The 24556-nt window shown below is 68.9% G+C and carries 18 protein-coding genes; 5 read left to right on the plus strand and 13 right to left on the minus strand.

The features are described 5' to 3' along the window. Positions 1 to 289 precede the first annotated feature (289 nt). Positions 290 to 910, plus strand: a complete 621-nt coding sequence (locus tag OG828_RS14255) for a hypothetical protein (RefSeq protein ID WP_328438159.1) — start codon at positions 290 to 292, stop codon at positions 908 to 910. A 369-nt stretch (positions 911 to 1279) separates the two neighbouring features. Here the strand turns inward: OG828_RS14255 and OG828_RS14260 are convergent, their stop codons facing one another. The 3 genes from OG828_RS14260 to OG828_RS14270 all read right to left on the minus strand — a co-directional run bounded on the left by OG828_RS14260 (position 1280) and on the right by OG828_RS14270 (position 3391). Further along, on the minus strand, positions 1280 to 1915 hold the full coding sequence (locus OG828_RS14260; protein WP_328501340.1) for a hypothetical protein: 636 nt from the start codon (positions 1913 to 1915) through the stop codon (positions 1280 to 1282). A gap of 68 nt (positions 1916 to 1983) precedes the next feature. Next, complete coding sequence (locus tag OG828_RS14265; protein ID WP_328501341.1) at positions 1984 to 2685, minus strand: ribonuclease HII; 702 nt, start codon at positions 2683 to 2685, stop codon at positions 1984 to 1986. Between the two features lie 82 nt (positions 2686 to 2767). Further along, the gene (locus tag OG828_RS14270) at positions 2768 to 3391 is read right to left on the minus strand and encodes a TetR/AcrR family transcriptional regulator (RefSeq protein WP_328355373.1); all 624 of its coding nucleotides are present in this window, start codon (positions 3389 to 3391) and stop codon (positions 2768 to 2770) included. 188 nt (positions 3392 to 3579) lie between these two features. Here OG828_RS14270 and OG828_RS14275 point away from each other — a divergent pair, with 188 nt between their 5' ends. Beyond that, entirely contained in the window at positions 3580 to 5127 is a 1548-nt protein-coding gene (locus OG828_RS14275; RefSeq protein ID WP_328438161.1) for an MFS transporter, read from the plus strand. Between the two features lie 269 nt (positions 5128 to 5396). Here OG828_RS14275 and OG828_RS14280 read toward each other — a convergent pair whose 3' ends face one another. The 3 genes from OG828_RS14280 to OG828_RS14290 all read right to left on the minus strand — a co-directional run bounded on the left by OG828_RS14280 (position 5397) and on the right by OG828_RS14290 (position 7698). Continuing rightward, positions 5397 to 6302 carry an ADP-ribosylglycohydrolase family protein gene (locus OG828_RS14280; RefSeq protein ID WP_328501342.1) on the minus strand — a complete coding sequence of 302 codons (906 nt, stop codon included), beginning with the start codon at positions 6300 to 6302 and terminating at the stop codon, positions 5397 to 5399. A 12-nt stretch (positions 6303 to 6314) separates the two neighbouring features. Continuing rightward, the gene (locus OG828_RS14285; RefSeq protein ID WP_328355379.1) at positions 6315 to 6974 is read right to left on the minus strand and encodes a histidine phosphatase family protein; all 660 of its coding nucleotides are present in this window, start codon (positions 6972 to 6974) and stop codon (positions 6315 to 6317) included. Between the two features lie 118 nt (positions 6975 to 7092). Next, positions 7093 to 7698, minus strand: a complete 606-nt coding sequence (locus OG828_RS14290) for a YdbC family protein (RefSeq protein WP_328438162.1) — start codon at positions 7696 to 7698, stop codon at positions 7093 to 7095. 148 nt (positions 7699 to 7846) lie between these two features. Here OG828_RS14290 and OG828_RS14295 point away from each other — a divergent pair, with 148 nt between their 5' ends. Continuing rightward, complete coding sequence (locus tag OG828_RS14295; RefSeq protein WP_328501343.1) at positions 7847 to 8380, plus strand: TerD family protein; 534 nt, start codon at positions 7847 to 7849, stop codon at positions 8378 to 8380. A 67-nt stretch (positions 8381 to 8447) separates the two neighbouring features. On the opposite strand, the gene OG828_RS14300 is transcribed toward OG828_RS14295, so the two are convergent. Next, positions 8448 to 11354, minus strand: coding sequence for a vitamin B12-dependent ribonucleotide reductase (locus OG828_RS14300; RefSeq protein WP_328438163.1), 2907 nt, complete (start codon positions 11352 to 11354; stop codon positions 8448 to 8450). Between the two features lie 164 nt (positions 11355 to 11518). Then, positions 11519 to 12070, minus strand: a complete 552-nt coding sequence (gene nrdR, locus OG828_RS14305; RefSeq protein ID WP_328501344.1) for a transcriptional regulator NrdR — start codon at positions 12068 to 12070, stop codon at positions 11519 to 11521. A gap of 564 nt (positions 12071 to 12634) precedes the next feature. Here nrdR and lexA point away from each other — a divergent pair. Then, entirely contained in the window at positions 12635 to 13414 is a 780-nt protein-coding gene (gene lexA / locus OG828_RS14310; protein ID WP_301984767.1) for a transcriptional repressor LexA, read from the plus strand. Between the two features lie 112 nt (positions 13415 to 13526). On the opposite strand, the gene OG828_RS14315 is transcribed toward lexA, so the two are convergent. The 4 genes from OG828_RS14315 to OG828_RS14330 all read right to left on the minus strand — a co-directional run bounded on the left by OG828_RS14315 (position 13527) and on the right by OG828_RS14330 (position 21134). Then, positions 13527 to 15497: an ATP-dependent DNA helicase gene (locus OG828_RS14315; protein WP_328501345.1), complete on the minus strand. Its 1971-nt coding sequence runs from the start codon at positions 15495 to 15497 to the stop codon at positions 13527 to 13529. A 490-nt stretch (positions 15498 to 15987) separates the two neighbouring features. Next, the gene (locus OG828_RS14320) at positions 15988 to 16926 is read right to left on the minus strand and encodes a GNAT family N-acetyltransferase (protein WP_443062503.1); all 939 of its coding nucleotides are present in this window, start codon (positions 16924 to 16926) and stop codon (positions 15988 to 15990) included. A 226-nt stretch (positions 16927 to 17152) separates the two neighbouring features. Continuing rightward, positions 17153 to 19339 carry an IucA/IucC family protein gene (locus OG828_RS14325; RefSeq protein WP_443062402.1) on the minus strand — a complete coding sequence of 729 codons (2187 nt, stop codon included), beginning with the start codon at positions 19337 to 19339 and terminating at the stop codon, positions 17153 to 17155. 178 nt (positions 19340 to 19517) lie between these two features. Next, the gene (locus OG828_RS14330; protein ID WP_328438165.1) at positions 19518 to 21134 is read right to left on the minus strand and encodes a diaminobutyrate--2-oxoglutarate transaminase family protein; all 1617 of its coding nucleotides are present in this window, start codon (positions 21132 to 21134) and stop codon (positions 19518 to 19520) included. Between the two features lie 353 nt (positions 21135 to 21487). Between OG828_RS14330 and OG828_RS14335 the strand changes: the two genes are divergently transcribed. Then, entirely contained in the window at positions 21488 to 22702 is a 1215-nt protein-coding gene (locus OG828_RS14335) for a trypsin-like serine peptidase (RefSeq protein ID WP_328501346.1), read from the plus strand. 141 nt (positions 22703 to 22843) lie between these two features. Here the strand turns inward: OG828_RS14335 and hflX are convergent, their stop codons facing one another. Next, entirely contained in the window at positions 22844 to 24337 is a 1494-nt protein-coding gene (gene hflX, locus OG828_RS14340; RefSeq protein ID WP_328501347.1) for a GTPase HflX, read from the minus strand. Positions 24338 to 24556 lie beyond the last annotated feature (219 nt).

Consider the following 24556-nt stretch of genomic DNA (forward strand, 5'->3'; position numbering starts at 1 on the left):
TCCCGAAGGACGGCTCCCTGCCTGGGCCCTTCTCCAAAAACGGGCGTCCGCCCTTGAGGCACGGTCGCACCATGCGTCGCAGTTGACACACCTGGTGGGGATATAAACCACGCACCACCAGATATCGGTCGGTGGCCCCAATTGCTCGTTGCCGCATCCAGGTTCGACAGGAAGAATTGAGGTCCGCTCCCCGCACGGCTCGCCGTGATCCGGCAGGGCTCCTCTGCGGTGCGCGCTCCCCCGAATCCGACCCCGCCCGCAGTGTGGGCGCGTAGCCGAAGGGAGGACCGTGACCTTCGGATTCGCTCCGTCCCCCGCGGCATCCACGTCGTCCGACCTGTCCGCCGCGTCCGCGGCCCGCATGCTCGAACCCGCGGAGTGGGCCGCGGCCGGCATCCCCCTCCTGCGCAACCCACGGGAAGTTGTCAGTGGACTGCATTCCCGGCACCACCCCCGGCCGGCAACCGCCATCGTGGCCGTCCTCGACCCGGACGAACGGCTCTGCGCCAGCGCCTCCTTCGCCCGGCGCCCCGCCCCGGCCGACGGCTGGATGTTCCGCAACGTCCTGCTCGCCCAACTGCGTCGGGTCATCCCCCACGACCTGCGGCGCCGCACGCCGGTGCGCACCGCGGTGCTGTTGTACTGCCGCGAGGGCGACGCGCGTTGGACGCAGGAGGACGGCGCATGGATGTGGGGGCTGCGTGACGCCTGCACTCTGCACGGGCTGCGCTGCGGGGCGTACATCACGCTGACCCGTGACGGCTGGCAGGTCCTCGGCGAGGACCGCGGCGGACGCCGACCCAGCGCGGATTCCACCCCGGAGCCCTTCGCCACGTCCGAGGCGCCACCGCCGAAGCCGCAGACCGGCGGAGCAGCCTCGGAGGTCCTGCGCCGCGCGGCGGCTCGCTGAGTGCGCGGTTCCCTGAGGAAGCGCTGACGGAACCGACGGAACGTTTCGGCGGAGCCGGCCATCGCTACGTTCCAGCCTCGACCCCGACACGAGCCACACCGTCGCCTGCGCCCTGCCCCGCCCGTCTCACTCCGCGACACGAAAAGCCCTGCGGCATGGTTCCTGCACCCGCCCTGAGTGGAGGCTCAGGTGGCACGGCGTGCGGTCGGGCCCGGGGCATTCGGTGAAGCGGATCGACCGTCTGGGAACATGCGGCACGCGAGCCCCACAAGCCCCACCCACTCGTGCAGGCCAAACCGTCCACCGTGCACACACCGCCGCGGCGACATCACCATCGCCCCGCCGTCCCCCGGAGGTTGCGGAACAGGCTCAGACGCCCGCGCCCAGCACCGAGTTGATCTGCTGCGGGTCCCCGCAGACGATCAACAGGGCACCGGCCCGGGTGAGGGCCAAGGGGAGAGCGGTGACGGCAGCGGCGTCAGGGCCCCCGTTGACGGCGACGACGACCACCGGGCGCGAGGCAGTACGGCTCGCGACGGCGGCGTCCGCATAGAAGACGTCGTCACCGGAGTCATGCTGCGCCCAATAGGCGGCTTCACCGAAGGACAGCTCATGAGCAGCCCATGGATGTTGTTCGCCGGTGGTGATCACCAGCACGTCACTGGGGGCGCGACCCGAGTCCAGCAGCAGATCCACGGCCTCTTCGGCGGCGTCGAGGGCGCCTTCCGCCGAGGCCGGGATCAGCTGGATCTGCGGAGTCGCCGGGGCCGCATCGGAGGCGGCAGGGGCGGCCGGGCCCGACGGTCCGGGCTTGGCCACGTCTCGCGGCGTACGTTGCACCGGCGGCGTGGGCCTGAGGGGCCCGGGACGACCGGGACGCGACGGAGCCGCGGGGCGGGGGCCGGGTACGGGACGAGGGGTCGGCGCGGTACGGCCACTGGCCGGAGTGGCGCGGGGACCCTGGGCACTCTCGTGAATCTGAGGCTCCTCGGGAATGAGAGGCATGAGCTGATGTTTATCAAACGTTGGTACGGCTCGCGTCGGCGGGTGGCACATCAGTGCGAGCGGAATCGTCAGAAGTCGAAGCCGAGTTGCCCCTCGATCTCCGGAACGCTTCCGTCCACCCCGTTGCGGACTTTCTTGAGGTGCCGCCACTGGGGCAGCGCATCAAGATACGCCCACGACAACCGGTGGTACGGGGTGGGTCCCCGCTCCTCCAGCGCGGCCTTGTGCACGGGCGACGGGTACCCGGCATTGTCCGCAAAACCGAAGTCTGCATGGTCGATACCCAGTTCGGCCATCATTTTGTCGCGCCGAACCTTGGCGATCACCGAGGCCGCCGCAACCGCCACACAGGACTGGTCCCCCTTGATCACCGTGCGGACCTTCCAGGGCACGCCGAGATAGTCGTGCTTCCCGTCGAGAATCACCGCGTCGGGACGGACCGGCAGGCTCTCCAGCGCACGCACCGCCGCCAGGCGTAGCGCGGCCGTCATGCCCAGTTCGTCGATCTCCTCCGGAGAGGCGTGCCCCAGGGCGTACGAGGTCACCCACTTGAGGAGCACCTCGGAGAGTTCGGTACGGCGCTTGACGGTGAGCAGCTTGGAGTCGGTGAGGCCTTCGGGGGGCCGACGCAGTCCGGTGATCGCGGCGCAGACGGTGACGGGGCCGGCCCACGCGCCGCGCCCCACCTCGTCGACACCGGCAATGACCTTCGCTCCGGTCGTAGCGCGAAGGGAGCGCTCGACGGTGTGAGTAGGTGGTTCGTACGGCATGGCGCCCTTAGCCTACGCCGCCCGGATCCCCCGACGACACCCTGGTTCACCTGGGGGACGTCACCATCCGCGAACCTCGCAGTCAGACCCCGTACGGCCGCAGCAACGGGACCATCAACTGGTCGATCATCTCCTCGATTTCATGATCATTCCATTCGCTTGCGCACATCTTCGCTCGGTACATCATCATCGCCGGGATGGCATCGACGACGTATCCGTTGGCCGCATCGGCTCGCACCTCGCCTCGCTCGATTCCACGGTCGATGACCTCTCGGAGCAACTGGATGGTCGGTTCCACGACGCCCTTGATGATCACCCCATGGAAGCGCTCGGCCTGGATGTTGTCGCATTCGTGAATCACCGAACGCAAGGCGAAGCCGGGCCGCGAGTACATGGCGTCGCGCGCCTGGCGACACAGCTGCAGCAGATCGTCGCGCACGCTCCCGAGGTTGGGCGCCGCCTCGAAGCTCGGCAGCCCGGCCCGCAGCGCATCCGCGACGAGATCCTCCTTGGACGGCCAGCGACGGTAGACCGCGGCCTTTCCGGTCTGGGCGCCCGCGGCGACACCCTCCATCGTGAGGCCGTTCCAGCCGACCGTACTGAGCTGATCCAACGCGGCGTCGAGGATTGCCCGTTCGAGCACGGCGCCGCGCCGACGGAGGGAAGCCGTCTGAGCGGGCGCGGCCGTCCAGCGCGAAGTAACCATCTGATCGTCTCCAACGAACAGCGGAAGCGGTGATTCCGGAGATGAGGGGACATGCCGCGCGGCGCCAAAGGGGGAAACGCCTCGCGACACAAAGCTAAGTGAACGCTTGCGTTCACTGTCGGGGAGTCACTACGGTTGTCGCGACAGTGAACGCGAGCGTTCACTAAGGCACTTGTGGGGGACCCATAGTGACAACCTCTCAGTTGAGCAAGGATCAGAAGCCAGGTGCGGCACGCCGGGAAGGACATCCCGGTATCGCGCTCACCGTCATCGCGGCCTGCCAACTCATGGTGGTACTCGACGCGACGATTGTGAACATCGCTCTCCCGCACATTCAAGACGCACTCAAGTTCAGCACCACCGACCTCACGTGGGTGGTCAGCTCCTACACGCTCACCTTCGGCGGCCTGCTGCTGCTCGGCGGCCGGGCCGGAGACATCCTCGGCCGCCGCCGAGTGTTCATGACCGGCATCCTGCTGTTCACCTTCGCCTCGCTGCTCGGCGGACTCGCCCAGGAACCCTGGCAGTTGCTGGCCGCACGCGCCCTTCAGGGTGTGGGTGGCGCGATCGCGTCGCCGACCTCGCTGGCGCTCATCACCACCACGTTCCCCGAAGGCCCGGAACGGAACCGGGCGTTCGGAGTCTTCGCCGCCGTCTCCGCGGGCGGCGGTGCCGTCGGCCTGCTCGCCGGCGGCATGCTCACCGAGTGGCTCGACTGGCGGTGGGTGCTCTTCGTCAACGTACCGATCGGCATATTGATCGCTGTCCTCACGCCGTTGTACATCAGCGAGTCCGAACGGCACCCCGGGCGCTTCGACATCGCCGGCGCGCTCACGTCGACGCTCGGCATGGCAGCGCTCGTCTACGGGTTCATCAGCGCGGCCGACGAGGGCTGGCGGGACAGCATGACGCTCGGCTCCTTCGGCGCCGCGGTGGTCCTGCTGCTGGCCTTCGCCTTCGTCGAGACCCGGGCCGCGGACCCGATCACCCCGCTGCGCATGTTCACCGACCGCAATCGCTCGGGCACGTACGTGATCATGTTGAGCCTGGCAGCGGCGATGTTCGGCATGTTCTTCTACATCGTGCTGTTCGTGCAGAACGTGCTGGGGTACAGCCCGATCGCGGCCGGTGTGGCCTTTCTGCCGGTGACAGTGGTGATCGCGATCGGCGCGGGACTGTCGCAACGGTTCCTGCCGGTGCTCGGCCCCAGGCCGTTCATGCTCGTCGGCTCGGCGCTCGCCGTGATCGGCTTGGTCTGGCAGACCTTGATCAGCTCCGACAGCTCGTACGTCGGCGGGGTGCTCGGGCCGATGCTGGTGTTCGGCTTCGGCATGGGCCTGAACTTCGTCACCCTGACGGTTACCGCGGTGTCCGGTGTCGCCCAGCATGAGGCGGGTGCGGCCTCCGGACTGCTCAACGCCACGCAGCAAGTGGGCGGTTCGCTGGGCCTGTCCATCCTGACGACGGTGTTCGGCTCGGCCAGCAAGGACGAGGCGGAGAAACAGCTGCCGAAGTTCATGGCCGACGGTTCTGCCGAGCAGAAGGCCGAGTTCGCCAAGACGCAGCAGCTGCCAGCGCCCTGGGGGCACGACGTGCTCACCCACGGCATTTCGATGGGCTTCGTCGCGGCAGCATCGATGGCCGTGCTGGCGCTGATCACCGCGTGGTTGGTGATCCGGGTCCGCAAGAGCGACCTGGAAGCCCTCGCGGGCACATCGGGCCCGATGGCCGGCTGACGCGGCCCGGTCCGCACCGGGCTCGACGATGTCAGGGGGCGCAATCTCGCGCCCCCTGACGGCACGTGGACACCAGGGCATCACGACCGCCGCGACAAGCAGCGTGAACAGCATCGCCAAGAACTCCATGACCACCCCACCACCCCTCGCGTGTCATCTGTGTGCGCCGACTCATGCGTCGCACAGCAACTGCCACGACAACGAGCACGCGGTTACGCAGAGTTCCCGTCGCGCACAGAGAGTTTGCACCGGTGTCTGTCTTCGAGGCGCTACGCCGACGTGGGCATCCACTCCGGCAGCGCTTCCGTCCGCTCCACCCAAGCGCCGGGCGGCGTCCCCGCCTTCCCGGCGGCGATCACCCCGCCCACGATGGCGCAGGTCGTGTCCACGTCCCCGCCGACCTGGGCGGTGGTCCAGAACGCCTCCTCGTAGTCACCGAGGGCACGAGCAGCGGACCAGAGCGCGAACGGGACGGTGTCGTGCGCCGTCGTACGCCGCCCACAACCCAGCACCGCCGCGACCGTGGCCGCATCGGCGTAGTCGAGCATGTCGCGGGCGCGCCGCAAGCCGGCTCCGACAGTACTCTTGGGCACGAGCGCGATGACGCCGTCCAGGAGTACCTCGGCGCTGGGCGGGCCGCCGGGGGCCGCGGCCATGGAGGCGGCAGCGGCGACGGCCATGGCGCCGACCACGGCCTCTCGGTGCTGGTGCGTGGTGTACGCCGAGATCTCGGCCTGGTGGGTCGCCTGTTCCGGGTCGTCCGCGTACCAGGCGCCCAGAGGGGCGATCCGCATCGCTGCGCCGTTCCCCCAGGACCCCTGTCCGTTGAAGAGCGCAGCCGCGAGCTCACGCCAGTCGCCGCCCTCACGGACCAGCCGCAGCAGACGGTTGACCGCCGGACCATATCCGCGGTCGAAGTCGTGGTGCTCGGCGAAGGAGCGGGCCAGTGCGTCCTGGTCGATGCGGTGGTGAGCGGCGAGGACGGCCACGACGGAGCACGCCATCTCCGTGTCGTCCGTCCACTGCCAGGGAGCCTGTGGCAGCTCGCGACGCTTCAGCAGCGGGTAGTTCACCGGCACGAAGAACTGCGAGCCCAGGGCATCCCCGACCGCGAGTCCGCGCAGGCTGGCCAGGGCGCGGTCCAGACGTCCGTCGGGGGAGGATTCAGCGGTCATCGCTCTGCCACTCTATCCGGTGATCCCGTACGGTTCCGGATCTCGCCAGCGCTCGAACGGCCGGTCGAGCGAGTACTTGCCGTCGTCCCCGAGAACGAGCATCCGCATCTCCGCGTTCCCCGGATTCGACAGCGACTCGAATTCCGCGACCGTCCAGTGGAACCAGCGCATACAGAACAGCCGCATCGCCAGGCCATGAGTGACCAGCAGCACGTTCGGCGGATGATCGGGGGCCTCGAAGCTGCGGTACAGGCTCTCCAGGAAGCCGCCGACCCGGTCGTACACATCCGCCCCGGACTCGCCCTGGGCGAAGCGGTAGAAGAAGTGACCGTACGCATCCCGGTAGGCCTTCTGGAGTTGGACGTCGTCCCGGTCCTGCCAGTTGCCCCAGTCCTGTTCGCGCAGCCGGGGTTCCTCGCGCACGCGGACGAGCTCGGGGTCGAGGTGGAAGGCGCGGAACGTCTCGTGGGTACGGCGGTATGGAGAGACGTACACGCTGATGCGCTCGCGGCCGAACACCTCGCGCAGCCGTTTTCCGGTCTCCTCAGCCTGCCGCCAGCCCCGCTCGGTCAGCGCCAGGGCATGGTCGGGCTCGCGTTCGTACACGGTGTCATCAACATTGCCGGTTGACTCACCATGCCGGACAAGGACGATGCGCCGTGGTCGTGCCATGCCAAAACCCTAGATCGAGTGACGGCCCATCGAGCACTCGTACGGGCTCCATACAGCGTAGGTCACACATTTCTTGCACCATGGGCCACACTGGGCACACGAAGAGTGCGTCCAGTTCTCAAACTATCCAGGTCGATTCCAGCCCCACGATGTCACCTCTGAGGGCCGCGATGTCCGCCTCGGTCTGTGCACGCAGGGCAAGCCGCTCCACGCGCTCGGTGCGGTATTTGCCGTGCTCGGCGGCCGACTGCCACATCGACAGCACCAGGAACTCGTTCCCGGGCGCCTCACCGAACAGTCCGCGGATCATGCCGGGCGAGCCGGCCATCGCGGGGTTCCACACCTTCTCCTGCATCAGCATGAAGTGCTCGGCTCGGTCCTCGTGGACGCGGCAGTGGGCGAACCGGACCAGATCGGCGTCGGTGAAACGTGGCTCGAAGCCCGTCTTCACGTCGAAGCGATAGTCGAACAGCTTGACCTGGGCGTCCTTGAAAGTACCCGACTGGGCCGCCGCGAGCCGGTCGTGGGAACGGGCCATGAAGGAGTCGTAGAAGGCACGGCTCTCCCAGAAGGCGAAGATGTGCGCGACGGAAGGCCGCCCCCGACTCCAGCCTCCGCCCTGCCCTCGAAACCCCGGCTCCCCCAGAAGCCCCGCCCACTTTCGCTGCCCCCGCTCGAAGCCGCGGCGGTCCACCACGGTGCAGCGAATCCACTTGACCAGCACCGCGCCATCGTAAGGCCACGGAGCGTGGCCTCGGTCACGCTCGTGCGGACCGCATCCGCGCACCTGCCCACGCGCGCGTGGCACGATGGACAACCAACGCTGACTGTCCGGCAGTTGGGGCAGGTGCACACGGGGAAGGGGACGTCTGGTGAACGGGCTCAGCAAGGGGATTCGAAAGGCCGAGGTCGCACTGAAGTGGGACCCGAGTCCTGCGGGGCAACCGCCCACGGATCTGGACATCGTGGCCGCGACCTACTTGGCGAGCGATCCGTACGGCGATCCAGCTTATGCGGTGTACTTCGGCAGCCGCTCTCCCGACGGCACCATCACGCTCAACCGGGACAGCAAGGACGGCAAGGGCTTCGGCTGGGACGAGGTCATGACCCTGGAGCTCGACCGGCTCGACAGCCGGTACGCGCGCGTGGTCGTCGGCGTGATCATCCAACAGCGCCCCGCACGGCGGACCTTCGTCAGCGTGCTCAAGCCGAACCTGCGCATCACCGAGGGCTACGACGTCCTGGCCCAGGACGACTTCGGCGGGGTGCTCGCGGCGACGGCAGCAGGGGTCGGGGAGTTCGTGCGCGAAGGATCCGGCACATGGGACTTCCACGCGGGAATCCACGGCTTCGAGGACGACCCGGCCACGTTCAGCCAGGTCATGGGCAAGACACGCTGGTCCTGAACAGCCCGAAGGGGCGCCGACACGTGGTCGGCGCCCCTCTGATTCAGGGCCTGGCCGGCAACTGGGGTCAGCTGCAGCCGCTGGTCGAGCCGCAGCCCTCGCAGATGTAGCAGGAGCCGGCCCGCTGCATCTTCGTACCGCAGGAGAAGCACAGCGGGGCGTCGGCCTGGATGCCCAGCTGCATCTCCACCAGCTCGGCGCTGGTGTGGGCCTGCTGCGGGGCGGGCTTGGCCGCCTCGATGACGGCCTTGGGCGTCGCTACGGCCTTCAGCTCCTGGGCACGCGGCGCCGACTGGGCCAGGCCCTCGACGTCGACCTCGTCGTCGGACGGCTCGTACGAACCGGTCTCCAGGTGACGCTGACGCTCATCAGCGGAGTGGATGCCGAGCGCGGAGCGGGTCTCGAAGGGCAGGAAGTCCAGCGCCAGGCGGCGGAAGATGTAGTCGACGATCGACTGGGCCATCCGCACGTCCGGGTCGTCCGTCATACCCGCCGGCTCGAAGCGCATGTTCGTGAACTTCGAGACGTACGTCTCCAGCGGCACGCCGTACTGCAGACCCACCGAGACGGCGATCGAGAAGGCGTCCATCATGCCCGCGAGGGTCGAGCCCTGCTTGGACATCTTCAGGAAGACCTCGCCGAGACCGTCGTCCGGGTAGGAGTTGGCGGTCATGTAGCCCTCGGCGCCACCGACGGTGAAGGAGGTCGTGATGCCGGGACGGCCCTTCGGGAGACGCTTGCGGACCGGGCGGTACTCGACGATCTTCTTCTCGACCGTCTCGCGGATGATCGCCTCGGCCTTCTCGGCGGCCGCGGTGGCTTCGGGGCTCTGGTTGCCCTTGTTCTTGGCGGAGAGCGGCTGACCGACCTTGCAGTTGTCGCGGTAGATCGCGAGCGCCTTGACGCCCATCTTCCACGCCTCGAAGTAGACCTCTTCGACGTCCTCGACGGTCGCCGACTCCGGCAGGTTGACCGTCTTGGAGAGCGCGCCGGAGATCCACGGCTGGATCGCGGCCATCATGCGGACGTGGCCCATCGCGGAGATGGAGCGCTCGCCCATGGCGCAGTCGAACACCTCGTAGTGCTCGTGCTTGAGGCCCGGGGCGTCGACGACATTGCCGTGGTCGGCGATGTGGGCGACGATCGCCTCGATCTGCTCCTCCTGGTAGCCCAGGCGACGCAGAGCCTGCGGGACGGTGCCGTTGACGATCTGCATCGAGCCGCCGCCGACCAGCTTCTTGAACTTGACCAGGGCGAGGTCGGGCTCGAGGCCGGTGGTGTCGCAGGACATCGCCAGACCGATGGTGCCGGTCGGCGCGATGACGGACGCCTGAGAGTTACGGAAACCGTTCTTCTCGCCAAGACGCAGCACGTCCTGCCAGGCCTCCGTGGCCGCGGCCCAGACCGGCGTGTCCAGGTCGTCCATGCGGACGGCCTTCTCGTTGGCGTCGGAGTGCTGCTTCATGACCCGCAGGTGCGGCTGCGCGTTGCGGGCGTAGCCGTCGTACGGCCCCACGACCGCGGCGAGTTCGGCGGAGCGCCTGTACGACGTGCCGGTCATCAGGGAGGTGATGGCGCCGGCGAGGGAACGGCCGCCGTCCGAGTCGTACGCGTGGCCGGTCGCCATCAGCAGGGCGCCGAGGTTGGCGTAGCCGATGCCGAGCTGGCGGAACGCGCGCGTGTTCTCGCCGATCTTCTGGGTCGGGAAGTCCGCGAAGCAGATGGAGATGTCCATCGCGGTGATCACGAGCTCGACGACCTTGGCGAAGCGCTCGGCTTCGAAGGACTGGTTGCCCTTGCCGTCGTCCTTCAGGAACTTCATCAGGTTCAGCGAGGCGAGGTTGCAGGACGTGTTGTCCAGGTGCATGTACTCGCTGCACGGGTTCGAGCCGTTGATCCGGCCGGACTCCGGGCACGTGTGCCAGTGGTTGATGGTGTCGTCGTACTGAATGCCCGGGTCGGCGCAGGCCCAGGCGGCCTCGGCCATCTTGCGGAAGAGCTCCTTGGCGTCGACCTCCTCGATGACCTCGCCGGTCATCCGCGCGCGCAGGCCGAACTTCTCGCCGTTCTCGACCGCCTTCATGAACGCGTCGTTCACGCGGACCGAGTTGTTGGCGTTCTGGTACTGGACGGACGTGATGTCGTCGCCGCCCAGGTCCATGTCGAAGCCCGCGTCACGCAGGGCGCGGATCTTCTCTTCTTCCTTGACCTTGGTCTGGATGAAGTCCTCGATGTCGGGGTGGTCGACGTCCAGGATGACCATCTTGGCGGCGCGACGGGTGGCGCCGCCCGACTTGATCGTTCCTGCCGAGGCGTCGGCACCGCGCATGAAGGAGACCGGACCGGAGGCGTTGCCGCCGGAGGACAGCAGTTCCTTGGACGAACGGATCCGGGAGAGGTTCAGGCCGGCACCGGAGCCGCCCTTGAAGATCATGCCCTCTTCCTTGTACCAGTCGAGGATCGAGTCCATGGAGTCGTCGACGGCCAGGATGAAGCAGGCGGAGACCTGCTGGGGCTGCGGTGTGCCGACGTTGAACCACACCGGCGAGTTGAAGCTGAAGATCTGGTGCAGGAGGGCGTACGCCAGCTCGTGCTCGAAGATCTCGGCGTCGGCGGGCGAGGCGAAGTACTTGTAGTCCTCGCCGGCCTTCCGGTACGTCTTCACGATGCGGTCGATCAGCTGCTTGAGGCCGGTCTCGCGCTGCGGAGTGCCGACGGCACCGCGGAAGTACTTGCTGGTGACGATGTTGACCGCGTTCACCGACCAGAAGTCGGGGAACTCGACGCCACGCTGCTCGAAATTGACCGAGCCGTCGCGCCAGTTGGTCATGACGACGTCACGGCGCTCCCAGGCCACCTCGTCGTACGGGTGCACGCCGGGGGTGGTGTGGATGCGCTCGATGCGCAGGCCCTTGCTCGCCTTGGTGCCCTTGGTTCGGGAACCCCGTGCCGGACCGCTCGCCGTCTCTGTCATGCCGCCTCCCTGTACGGGCTAAAACGCCCTGAAGTGCCACGATGTTCCCGTGGCACGGTGTGCTGTCTGATGCTGCGGGCACCTCTCGCTGTCGCCCGCAACAGGTCTTCGCTCGCCGCCGACCGACCAGACCCGGAGCCGTGGGTCCGGGTCCGGTCCGCCTGTCAGTCGGCGGCGTTGGCGGGCACGGGGACCTGAGTGGTCCCCCCGGGCCCGCGATCGTCTTCCTGGCTCCCCGCGCGCGCGTCTTCGTCGTCGGCGCCGGGACGTCGCATCTCTTCCCTGAGTTCCGCGATGGCGGCCTCGAAGTCCTCCAGCGAGTCGAACGCCCGGTAGACGGAGGCGAATCGCAGATAGGCGACGAGATCGAGCTCCTGCAACGGGCCGAGTATGGCCAGCCCCACGTCATGGGTGGTCAGCTCGGCGCTTCCGGTGGCCCGCACCGCCTCCTCGACCCGCTGGCCGAGCTGGGCGAGCGCGTCCTCGGTGACAGGTCGTCCCTGGCATGCCTTGCGCACGCCGTTGATGACCTTGGTACGGCTGAAAGGCTCGGTGACTCCGGACCGCTTGACCACCATGAGCGAACACGTCTCCACGGTCGTGAAACGACGGGAGCAGTCCGGACACTGGCGGCGCCTGCGGATCGACGTGCCGTCATCGGTCGTACGACTGTCGACGACACGGCTGTCGGGGTGCCTGCAGAAGGGGCAGTGCATGATCTTCCAACCCTCCTCACAGCAGACTCAATAGCCTCGAAAGACCACTTGGGCCCCTCGAAGCAGCCCCAAGCATAGGCGATGATCGAGGGTCCGAAGACCCCGGGACCACAACTTCTGGGCTGCTGCTGCAATCCAACCACTAGATGTGGGGATTGGCTCATACATGCACACCGTTCGCGCGTGTCGCGCCCGAAGGGGCACATGCCGTACGGCAACACCGCCACGTCGGCACGCGCGCGTGCACAGCCGTACCGCCGAGGCACATGCGGGGATACCGTGGGCACCGCAGGGAGAGGTCGTGCGACTCCCGCACAGATGAGGGTCGGTTCCGTGTTGACCGGATGCCGGATGGCAGACTGGGGCAACGACCCAAGAGGTCGTTCCTCGGTAGCGAAGAGTACAACAATGGGCTCTTTTGTCCGCCAGGTGTCGCGTTAGCCATACACCCAGACACATGATCGCGGCGGGTGATTCGCGATTTTTCACTCGAACGTGTGTTTGGCGCAACCTTTCGAAAGCAACTACCGTTGTCCAGCAGGGAGACCATCGAGAGGGGCCGACGTGACCACCACCGCAGACAGTGCCACCATCACTGCCCAGGACCGCTCCCAGGGCCGACTCGAGCCGGTGCATGCGATGAACGAAGCCACCAATCCCGAGGGGCACAAGCGCTCCCTACCGGGCCGACCTCCGGGGATCCGGGCGGACAGCTCGGGCCTCACAGACCGGCAGCGCCGCGTCATCGAGGTCATCAGGGACTCTGTGCAACGGCGCGGATACCCGCCGTCGATGCGCGAGATCGGGCAGGCTGTCGGCCTTTCCAGCACATCCTCCGTCGCACACCAGCTGATGGCACTGGAGCGCAAGGGCTTCCTGCGCCGTGACCCGCACCGTCCGCGCGCGTACGAAGTGCGAGGCTCGGACCAGGCCGCCTCCGTGCAGCCCACGGACACCGCGGGCAAGCCGGCCGCGTCGTATGTGCCGCTGGTCGGCCGTATCGCCGCCGGTGGCCCGATCCTGGCCGAGGAGTCGGTCGAGGACGTCTTCCCCCTCCCCCGCCAGCTGGTCGGTGACGGTGAGCTGTTCGTACTGAAGGTCGTCGGCGACTCGATGATCGAGGCCGCGATCTGCGACGGCGACTGGGTCACGGTCCGCCGCCAGCCCGTCGCCGAGAACGGCGACATCGTGGCCGCCATGCTCGAGGGCGAGGCCACCGTCAAGCGCTTCAAGCGCGAGGACGGCCATGTCTGGCTCCTCCCGCACAACTCGGCGTACGAGCCGATCCCGGGCGACGACGCCACCATCCTCGGCAAGGTGGTGGCTGTGCTGCGGCGCGTGTGACGGCTGCGGCGGGCGGGCCGACCGGTCCGCCCCCTGACCGGGCCCCGGGACCCCTGCGCCGGTTCCGGGGCCCTGTGCTGTCCGGCTCCGCCCCCACGGGCGGAGCCGGTTCTCATTCGGCCTGTTGCGCTGCCGCGTCGATCGCGGCCAGCGACTTCCGGACCTGGTCGCGGTCCGTGGTGTACCAGAAGTCGGGTAGTGACGCCTTCAGATAGCCGCCATATCGCGCGGTGGCCAGTCGCTGATCCAGTACAGCCACCACGCCGCGGTCTCCCGACGCCCGTACGAGGCGGCCGGCGCCCTGGGCCATGAGCAGGGCCGCGTGTGTGGCGGCGACCGCCATGAAGCCGTTGCCGCCGTTGTCCTCCACCGCCTTCTGGCGGGCGCTCATCAGCGGATCGTCCGGGCGCGGGAAGGGGATCTTGTCCATGACGACCAGCTGACAGCTCGGGCCGGGGACGTCGACCCCCTGCCACAGCGACAGCGTGCCGAAGAGGCACGTCTGGGGGTCGGCTCCGAAGTTCTTGATCAGCTCACCGAGCGTCTCCTCGCCCTGGAGGAGGATCGGGAACTCGGGGATACGGGAGCGCAGGTCCTCGGCGGCCAGTTGGGCGGCACGCATCGAGGAGAACAGGCCCAGGGTGCGGCCTCCGGCCGCCTGGATCAGTTCGGTCAGCTCGTCCAGCATGTCCGCGCGGTCGCCGTCGCGCGCGGGGCGGGACAGGTGCTTGGCGACGTACAGGATGCCCTGCTTGCGGTAGTCGAAGGGTGAGCCGACGTCGAGGCCGTTCCACTGAGGGAGATCGTCGCCCTCCGTGCCCTCGGGGGCCAGTCCCAGGGAGGCACCGACGCCGTTGAAGTCGCCGCCCAGCTTCAGGGTCGCAGAGGTCAGGACGACCGAGCGGTCGGTGAAGAGCTTCTCCCTGAGGAGACCCGACACGGACATCGGGGCGACGCGTAGTGAGGCCCCGAAGCGGTCATGGCGCTCGTACCACACGACGTCCCACTCGGAGCCGTTGGTGATCCGCTCCGCCACGTCGTGCACCGATTCCACGGAGGCCAGGGCCTGTTTGCGGACCGCGTCCTCATCCTGGACGGACTTGTCGCGGGTCCCTCCGATCGCGGAGATGACCGTACGGGCGGCGTCGCGTAGTGCCATGAGCGCGTAGCCGAGATCCTCTGGGATCTCCTCGAGACGACCGGGCAGAGCCAGTTCCATCAGCCGCTCGAAGCCCTCCGCGGCGGTCTGGAGCTGGTCGGCGGCCTTCTCGTTGACGAGCTTCGCGGCGCGCCGCACCGCGCGGTTGACCTGGCCGGGGGTGAGCTCACCGGTGGCCACGCCGGTGACCCGGGAGACCAGTTCATGCGCCTCGTCCACGATCAGCACCTCGTGCTGGGGGAGGACGGGGGCGCCCTCGATGGCGTCGATCGCGAGCAGGGCGTGGTTGGTGACGACGACCTCGGCGAGCTTGGCGCGCTCGCGGGCCATCTCGGCGAAGCACTCGGCGCCGTACGCGCATTTCGTGGCGCCCAGGCATTCCCTCGACGAGACCGAGATCTGCGCCCAGGCGCGGTCGGACACTCCAGGGGTGAGGTCGTCGCGGTCACCGGTCTCGGTGTCCTGGGACCAGTCGCGCAGCCTGAGCAGATCCTGGCCCAGCTTGCTGGTGGGTGCGGCTGCCTCGAACTGGTCGAAGAGGCCCTCTTCCTCGTCCTGCGGAACGCCTTCGTGGAGACGGTGCAGACACAGGTAGTTCGACCTGCCCTTGAGCATCGCGAACTCCGGGCGGCGGCGCAGCAGCGGGTGCAAAGCATCGACCGTGCGCGGCAGATCCCGCTCCACGAGCTGGCGCTGCAGTGCGAGCGTGGCGGTCGCCACGACGACGCGCTCTCCGTGCGCGAGCGCGGGCACGAGATAGCCGAGCGACTTTCCGGTGCCGGTGCCGGCCTGGACCAGCAAATGGGAGCCGTCGTCGATCGCCTTCGCGACGGATTCGGCCATGGTCACCTGGCCGGGGCGCTCCGTACCGCCGACGGCAGTGACGGCAGCATGCAGGAGTTCGGGGAGTGAGGGCTTCGTCATAGCGCGACCACCCTACGGCCCACCACTGACAAACGAGCGGTCAAGGCGAGGCGAGGGGCTGGATCAAGACCGTGGGCTGCGCGGTGGGAGATCGGATCGGATCGGTTGTCGGTCGGGGGTGATCTGATCCGGGCAGAGGTGGGTCACAGGTAGCTCGGATCGGTTCGGTTGTGGGGCGGGGGCCGCTTTGGTCGCGTGGGTAGCTGCGGGTGCGATTCTGCGGAAGGTCGGCGGGGTGCCGGGTCCGGTATGCAGGAACGATGCCGGTCCGTGGTCAAGCACCGACCGGTCGAGCCGAGGTGTCGCGTCGATGGCCGAAGACCGGCCCCGTTTTTCGGCCGTCGACCAGCGCCGAACAGGCGCGGACCGGCCTTGAGCAGGGAGCCCGTCGGCGTCGGACAGGCCGGCCGACGACCGACTCGGTCCGGCGGGAGTGGGAACCGGATCGGCCCGAGCGGTGTACCAAAAGTGACAGCGTGATGGCACGGCGCTACAGCAGATGACGCAGGGAACGGTCTCGGACCATCAGGGCGGCCCGCTTGGCAGGCAGGTCGATCTCGGCGGAGAACCGGAAGCCTGCGCTCAGGAATGCGGCTACGGAGGGGGTGTTGCGAAGATCGGGTTCCGCGACGACGCGTGCGCAGGCGGGCCGCTTGTCGAGCGCGAGGTCGGCGACGGCTCTGAGCAGGGTGCCGCCGAGTCCCTGCCCGCGATCGGCGACTCGACCGATGAGGAGGTGGATTCCAGTGTCGTGAGGTCGAGCGGGATAGTGGCGGGCCAGCGGGTCGAGGTCCGCTCGGTAGACCTCCCAGTAGCTCATCGGCGTGCCCTCGAGCACGCCGAGGCAGGGGATGCTGCGTCCGTCTCCGGCGAACTGGGCCCGCACATGGTCCTCGGTCGCGTCCTGGGCGCCCTCCAGCCCCCAGAACGCTGCCACGGCGGGGTCGTTCATCCAGCGGCTGATGAGCGGCAGGTCCTGCTCCAGGTCCACCGGGACGAGCCGGAACACGCCTGCTGGTGTGACGGTCGGCCCCCAGTCGGCGACGTGGTCGAGCAGGTCGTCGTCGACCTGTACGGAAGAGACGGAATGAGGCGCGTCCCCACCGCGGCTCCGCTTCCCATCCGTGCCGGCCTGCCGCCCCGCCGCGGCACGTTCAGACGCGTCCGCTTGCCTCGCCGAGTGGGTCAGCCCGTGCGCGTCGGCCTGCCAGTCGGCGTCGGCCCGCTCCTGCTCACCCGTCTGCCAGTCGCCGTCGCCGTGCTCCCCCGCGTCCGTGTGCCTCCCGGTGCCGACCTGCTCCCGCGCACGGGCCTGCTCCCCGACGCCGGCCTGCTCGTGCGCGTCGATCTGCTCCTCCGCGGAGGACCGGTCCTCCACAGCGGCCCGATCCTTCGTGAGAAGGGCGATGAACTCGTCGGGCAGGCGCAGGTCGAGGGTGTCCTCGCAGTCCGCCTCCGAGCTGGCGTCCGTCCCGGTCCTGCTCTCGTCGGCGTCAGGGCTCGGACGGGTGGCGTTCTCGTCGGCGGGGGCGGGACCACCGTCGGTGACGGCTGCGGTACCGGCGTCAGCGCTCGCGTCGGTGGGAGGCACTGGGACGCTCCTCTCAAGAGAAGGAAGAGGCATGTTCCTCGGAAGTGAAGGGAGTTGGTGATGGTCAGAAGCGGAGGGGGTTGGCGATGGTGACGTAGACGGACTGGGTGTCGATCGGGCCGATCAGCTCGTCGAGGCCGTGCAGCCGGGTCAGCAGGTTGGCCTTGCAGCGCAGCACGGGTGAGTCGAGCAGGTGGGTGGGCAATGAGCTGCGCAAGCGGGCTGGGCCGACAGCGACCTCGCCGAGGAAGCGGCGGAAGGCGGCGAGCAGCAGCTGCTCGTCGACGAGGCGCTGGGAGCCGAACGCACCGATGAGGCCGAGCACGTTGTTGATCGCCAGGTAGTAGGTGAAGCGCTCGTCGGCGACCTCGTCGGAGACGAAGGTGTCGCTGTGCCGGCCGACTCCGGGCAGCCGGGCCTCGAGTTCCGCGCGCCGGGACTCACGGAAGTAGTAGCCCTGGTTGTCGCGGTAGCGACCGCCGGTCGGCCAGCCGTCGGCGTCCAGCAGAAGCAGCGTGTTCTGCTGGTGTGCCTCCAGCGCGATGCCTGCTTCCGCGTCCAGCCACAGGACGGGTCGGACGACCTGCTCGAGGTAGCGGAGGAACCACTCGGCGGCAACCGCGCCGAGAGGTCGGCCGGTCCGGTCGGCGAGACGCGTGACCACCTCTGCCAGACGGGACTTGGCACATGGCCACCGCGATGGGGCGCCACCGGACTCGGAGCAGCCTGCGACCGTGTCCGACGGAGGGTACGGCCGAAGAGAGACAAGTGCTGCGACGCAGGAGACGTCGTCCGAGGGGCTGAACGGGTTGTGCCGGATCATCACGTCGAGGCCGGGCACGGGGTTGCCGTCGAGCGTGTCGACTGCGAGCCAGGCCGGGTCGCGGACGATGTCGAAGCCCGGGTGCGCCGCCTGCCACTGCTTGGCCAGGCCACTGCGCAGCAGACGGTGGACCTCGACCCCGCGGTGGAGCTCTTTGCGCAGGTTCTCCCGGCGGGAGTTGGTGATGCGCAGGCCCAGGGACAGCTTGAGCATCGCGGGGGCGTCGGAACGGTAGACGGTTCGCACGGAGGAGGTGGGATGCCACTGGGTGCCGTGCTCGCCGAGGTCACGGAGCAGTCCTGCGTCGAGCAGAGCGGCGGTTTCGGGGCGCCTCTGGACCTCGCGCAGTTGCCAGGGGTGCAGCGCGAGGGCGGCATGGCCGTCGGGCAGAGGCAGTTCCGCCTCGGCCAGGCGTGCGGTGAGCTGCGGTGCTGGGACAGGGCGGCCTCGTTCGGTCCAGGCGGAGTCGGTGGCGAGGACGGAAGGGGCGACAGCCAGCCAGTGCAACGGGAAGGAGCCGCGCAACTCGGGTGAGTAGCACCGTGCTTCGCGCTCGGAGAGACCCTCGCGGCTCTTCGGGGTCGGGTGCACTGGGTGGCCGAGAAGGAGCGCTTGTTCAGCCGCGAGGAAGAGGTCGGGTGCGTCGGAAGGGTGTTGCCGACGGTCCTTGATGAAGGAGGTGGTCAGTCGGACGGAGTCGGCGACACGGGAGACGAGGTCGGTGCGGCTGGCTGCGTCGGGCGTGGTGCGATCGGTTGGGTCGAGGGTGGTCCGATCGCCCGCACCAAGGATGGTGTGTCTGTCTGTATCGGAGGCGGTGCGATTGCCTGAACCAGCGATGGTGCGCCTGTCCGCATCGGAGGCGGCTCTCTGCAAAGCGCCGGGGCTCGACTCGGTAGCCCTGGCAGGCAGATCGGTCCTTCCCGCCACCGGAGATGTCTCCCTGGTGAGCAGCGCCGCGACCGTGACCGCGTCGGCCGGTGGGGATGCCTCCGGGGCGTCGGCAAAGCGGGGAGGGCCGAAGCGGTGGCAGCCCGTCGGGGACCAGTAGTGGACCGGGACGAGCAGGGCAGTGCCGCTGGCCAGCAGGGGGATGCGAAGGGTGCCGTTGTCGGGAGAGGGGAGATTGGTCTCGCGCGTCCAGCAGCGCAGCAGGTTCTCCACAGCCGCGGACTGAGCCGCCGTATGCGGGTCCGGATGTTCCAGGAGGTCGACGGTGCCCTCGCGTGGCCGTCCGGCGTCAAGGGCTGCGTCCTGCTCGGCTTGGCGTTCCCCATCGGGAGCCCTGCCCTGTTCCGGGACCCGTTCCGGGCGCTCGGCGGAAGGCGCGGAGGTCAGCTGAGCCGTGGCTGTCAGGGGAGATCCGGGTTCGGCGGGGCCTGGCAGATCCCTGTGGGCGTGGACGCCGGGAGCGGGAGTGCTGTTCAACGCTGTTCCTCGTGAGGCGGTTCTGGCTCGTTGCGCGATGAGCTCTGGGAGGTGAGATGGCATGTGCGAAAGAGCCGGCCGGGCGGCGCATCGGTGCCCTGCGACGGCGGACGCACGGGCGTTCAGGCGAGCCCTTCCCGGGTCGCCGAGCCACCCCGTTCGCTGGGCGGGTGCGCCATCACGTCGGCGCGACGGGTGCTTCTCGTCGGGACGGATGACGATCGCGGGCCACCGCGGCCACAGCGTCGGCCAGTCGGTCGAGCACTGCGGTCGCCTGCTCGTCGCTGATCGTCAGCGGTGGCAGGAGCCGTACGACGCTCGAGTGCCGTCCACCGAGCTCGACGATCAAGCCGCGGCGCAGGCACTCCCGCTGTACGGCGGCCGCGAGTTGGGGCGCAGCCGGGTGAGGACCGCGAAGGGGTGCTTGAGCATCCGCAGGGCCAACTGCCCTGACGGCGCGGTCATGCGCGGCCGCGCCCGTGTGCGCCTCACCACCGGCACTGTCCCAACCACCCGAACCGCCCGCCAGTCCCCCTCCGCCTCCCGCCGGGTCAAGTCCCGCCCAGGGGGCGCCTCCACCCACCTCACCGTCAGCACCCGGTTCCGGCGCCGCACCCGCCTCCGGATCCACCACTTCGACGCCGATCATCAGTCCCCGCCCCCGCACATCACCCACGCAGGAGAACTCATCAGCAAGGGAGCGGAGTTGGGAAAGCATCCGGGTGCCGAGATCGGCCGCCCGTTCGGCGAGTCGGTTCTCGCGGACGTGTGCCAGCGTCGCCGTCCCCGCTGCCATGGCGAGTTGGTTGCCACGGAAGGTCCCTGCGTGGGCGCCGGGTTGCCAGACGTCGAGGTCGTCGCGGTAGACCACGAGCGCCAGGGGCAGGCTGCCGCCGATGGCCTTGGAAAGGACCATCACGTCGGGGGTGACTCCGCTGTGCTCGACCGCCCAGAAGGCACCGGTGCGCCCGACGCCCGTCTGGACCTCGTCGGCGATCAGCGGGATGGACCGGGTGGCGGTGATCTCCCGCATTCGGCGCATCCAGGTGTCGGGCGCGGGAATGACCCCGCCCTCGCCCTGCACGGGTTCGAGGATCATCCCGGCGGGGCGCGGCACGCCGGACTTGGGGTCGTCGAGGACGGACTCGGTCCAGCGGGCGGCGAGTTCGGCACCGGGTGCGCCGCCGATGCCGAAGGGACAGCGGTAGTCCTGCGGGTAGGGCAGCCGTGTGACTCGTACGTCGAAGGCGTGCCCGGACGCTTCGAGGGCGCCGGCGGTCATCCCGTGGTAGGCGCCGGTGAAGGCGAGCATCCCGGTGCGCCCGGTGGCGGACCGTACGAGTTTGAAGGCGGCCTCCACCGCGTCCGTGCCGGCCGGTCCGCAGAACTGCACGCGCGCGTGGTCGGCGAGGCCGGGCGGCAGGGTGTGGAACAGCTCCGTGATGAACGCGTCCTTGACGGGCGTCGCCAGGTCGAGGACGTGCAGCGGTGCGCCGGAGTCGAGAACCTTGCGGATGGCTTCCAGGACGACCGGGTGGTTGTGCCCCAGGGCGAGGGTTCCGGCGCCGGAGAGGCAGTCGAGGTAACGGCGTCCGTCCGCACCCTCGATCGTCAGCCCGCGTGCCCGCACGGGCACGATCGGCAGGGCACGCGCGTAGGTGCGTGCCGCCGACTCGCGCGCCGACTGGCGCCGCAGGATCCCCTCGTGCACGGAGCGCGTCCCCGCGGCATGACGTGCCACAGACACCCCCGCCGGCTCCGCAGTCCCCCCGGGCGCAGACTCGGTCACGGTCACGTCTCCCTGTCCTCCCGCTGTCCAGGGGCGCCCGGGTCCCGGCATCAACCGCCCGGCACCCGACACCCGGCATTTTTCGCACACTTGGCCATGCGCACGCAGCGCTGGGGACCGCGCACGCAGACAGCAGGCCGCCCCCCACCGCTACCAACCGCGCGCTGCTGACCTGGTTACGGGTTGCCTCAAGATCCTTCCCGTGACGGAACTGTTGCTGTTCCGTCGGAAGTCCCCCACAGCGAGCGCATAGTGTGAGTTGCCGTTCCTGGACGCCGTGGCGCCGGCCGCCATCAAGTGGGCTCCGCGCGAGAGCACGCCGCAGCGCCGCATTCGTTTACCTCAGGGGGAGTCAGATCATGCGATCGACAAGGCCTTCGTTCACCGCTCGCCGAGAAGGGAGCGCGCGCCGCAGAACCTCCCCCGTACTGGCCGCCGTCGCGCTAGCCTCCGCGCTCGTTCTCACCGCCACCGCCTGCGACTCGGGCGACGCCGATGCGGGCGGCCAGGCCTCGGCCTCCGCCGAGGGCGACGGCAAGATCACGATCCCCGACGACATCAAGGACCGGCTCAAAGAGCACGGGATCGACATAGACAACTGGAAGAACGGCGCCTGGAAGGACTGGAGCAAGGACGACTGGCTGCGTGAGGCCGAGGACTTCGTCAACCCCATCATCGAGGACCTGTGGAACCCGGACCGGATGCGGGACGCCGAAGAGCCGGACCAGGGCGTCGACGACAGCGACCTCGCCGGTGACCAGGGCGTGACCGACCCGACGCCCGAGCCGGTGGACGCCAAGGCCGTACCGCCTACGTACCACGACAACGCCGCCACGGCAGGAAAGGTGTTCTTCGACTCCCCCGAGGGCACGATGGTCTGCTCGGCGACGGTCGTGCAGGATCCTGCCAACCCCGGCAAGTCCAACATGGTGTGGACGGCGGGCCACTGTGTGCACGCGGGCAAGAGCGGCGGCTGGTACCGCAACATCGCGTTCGTGCCGTCGTACAACGACTCGGGCAAGTCGGCCGCCGAGCTGGAGAACGCCACCAAGGAAGAGGTCGCTCCCTACGGTGTCTGGTGGGGCGACTGGGTGCAGACCTCGGATCAGTGGATCGAGCAGGGCGGTGCGACGGGCGGGGACGGGGCGTCGTATGACTTCGCCGTCATCCATGTGACGCCCGAGACCGGCGACGGCAAGTCGCTGGAGGAGACGGTCGGTTCGGCGCTGCCGGTGGACTTCGAGGCACCGGCCGTGCAGCGGGTGGAGAGCATCACGGCGACCGGTTACCCGGCGGGGGCGCCGTTCGACGGCCAGACGCTGTACCAGTGCCAGGACAAGCCCGGGCGGCTGTCGATCAACGCCTCCGATCCGACGATGTACCGCATTGGCTGCACCATGACCGGCGGTTCGTCCGGCGGCGGCTGGGTCACCACGGGTGCGGACGGCGAGGAGACGCTCGTTTCCAACACCTCGATCGGCCCGGTGACCGCTGGCTGGCTGGCGGGTCCGCGGCTGGGTGAGGAAGCCAAGGGCGTGTACGACTCGGTGAGCGAGAAGTTCGCCGGCCAGTGATGTGAAACGGCGGCTCCGGCGGCGGCTGGGTCACCACGGACGTGAGCAAGGCGTACGGCGGTCAATGACCCGGCAGCCGACGCGCACGCGGAAGGCCCGCCCCCGGTAGAAGCAGGGGCGGGCCTTCCGTTTCGTACGGCGTCAGGCGAGCGGTGCCGGAACGTACGGCGTGAGATCCGCCGCCAGTTCCTCGTGCACCCGCGCCTTGAGCAGGGTGCCCTCCGGGGTGTGCTCCTCGGAGATCACCTCGCCCTCGGTGTGGGCGCGGGCGACCAGCCTGCCGTGCGTGTACGGCACAAGCGCCTCGATCTCGACCGACGGCCGCGGCAGCTCGTTGTCGATCAGTGCCAGCAGCTCGGCGATGCCCTGGCCGGTGCGGGCCGAGACGGCGATGGAGCGCTTCTCGATCCGCAGCAGCCGCTGGAGCGTCAGCGGGTCCGCCGCGTCGGCCTTGTTGATCACGACGATCTCGGGTACGTCCGTGGCACCGACGTCCCTGACCACCTCGCGTACGGCGGCCAGCTGCTCCTCCGGGTTCGGGTGCGAACCGTCGACCACGTGCAGGATCAGGTCGGACTGGCCGACCTCTTCCATGGTGGAGCGGAACGCCTCGACCAGGTGGTGCGGCAGATGCCGGACGAACCCGACGGTGTCCGCCAGCGTGTACTGTCGGCCGCTCGGCGTTTCGGCCCGGCGCACGGTCGGGTCCAGGGTCGCGAACAGGGCGTTCTCGACCAGGACGCCGGCGCCGGTGAGGCGGTTGAGCAGCGAGGACTTGCCGGCGTTGGTGTAGCCCGCGATGGCGACCGAGGGCACCTTGTTGCGCCGGCGCACCTGGCGCTGGATCTCGCGGCCGGTCTTCATCTCCGCGATCTCCCGGCGCATCTTCGCCATCTTCTCGCGGATCCGGCGCCGGTCCGTCTCGATCTTGGTCTCACCGGGACCACGGGTGGCGAGGCCGCCGCCCTTGCCGCCGCCCATCTGCCGGGACAGCGACTGACCCCAGCCGCGCAGCCTCGGCAGCATGTACTGCATCTGCGCGAGCGCGACCTGCGCCTTGCCCTCTCGGGACTTGGCGTGCTGGGCGAAGATGTCGAGGATCAGGGCCGTACGGTCGATGACCTTGACCTTGACGACGTCCTCAAGGGCGATGAGCTGGCCCGGGCTGAGCTCACCGTCGCAGATGACGGTGTCCGCGCCGGACTCAAGGACGATGTCGCGGAGCTCGATGGCCTTGCCGGAGCCGATGAAGGTGGCCGCGTCGGGCTTGTCGCGGCGCTGGATCACACCGTCGAGCACGAGCGCGCCCGCGGTCTCGGCGAGAGCGGCGAGCTCCGCCAGGGAGTTGTCCGCGTCCTGCGCGGTGCCCGTGGTCCAGACGCCGACGAGCACGACCCGCTCCAGTCGGAGCTGTCGGTACTCGACCTCGGTGACGTCCTCAAGCTCGGTGGAGAGGCCGGCGACGCGGCGCAGGGCCGCGCGCTCGGAGCGGTCGAACTGGTCGCCGTCCCGCTCTCCGTCGATCTCGTGGCTCCAGGCGACGTCCTCTTCCATCAGGGCATCGGCCCGAAGACCTTCGGGATAGGCGTGCGCGAGGCGCTCAGTGTCCTGGGAAGGGGAAGAAGAGGAGGTCATTGGGTCCTTACGTCGTTGGAAATGCCATTTCGGCGGTCATTGAGCACAACGTACGAGCACTCCGGGAGATTCCCGCGCCCCGTACCCGCCGACCTGACGATGGTCGCACGGTACGGGGCGTCTCGTCACTGTGTTATTCGTCGGGCGCCCCGGGTCAGGCGCTATGCGCTCCGCCGGAGGTGCCGCGCTATCCCGTCGGTCGACTGCGGCACCGTCGTG

Source organism: Streptomyces sp. NBC_00457 (assembly GCF_036014015.1).
Lineage (GTDB): Bacteria > Actinomycetota > Actinomycetes > Streptomycetales > Streptomycetaceae > Streptomyces.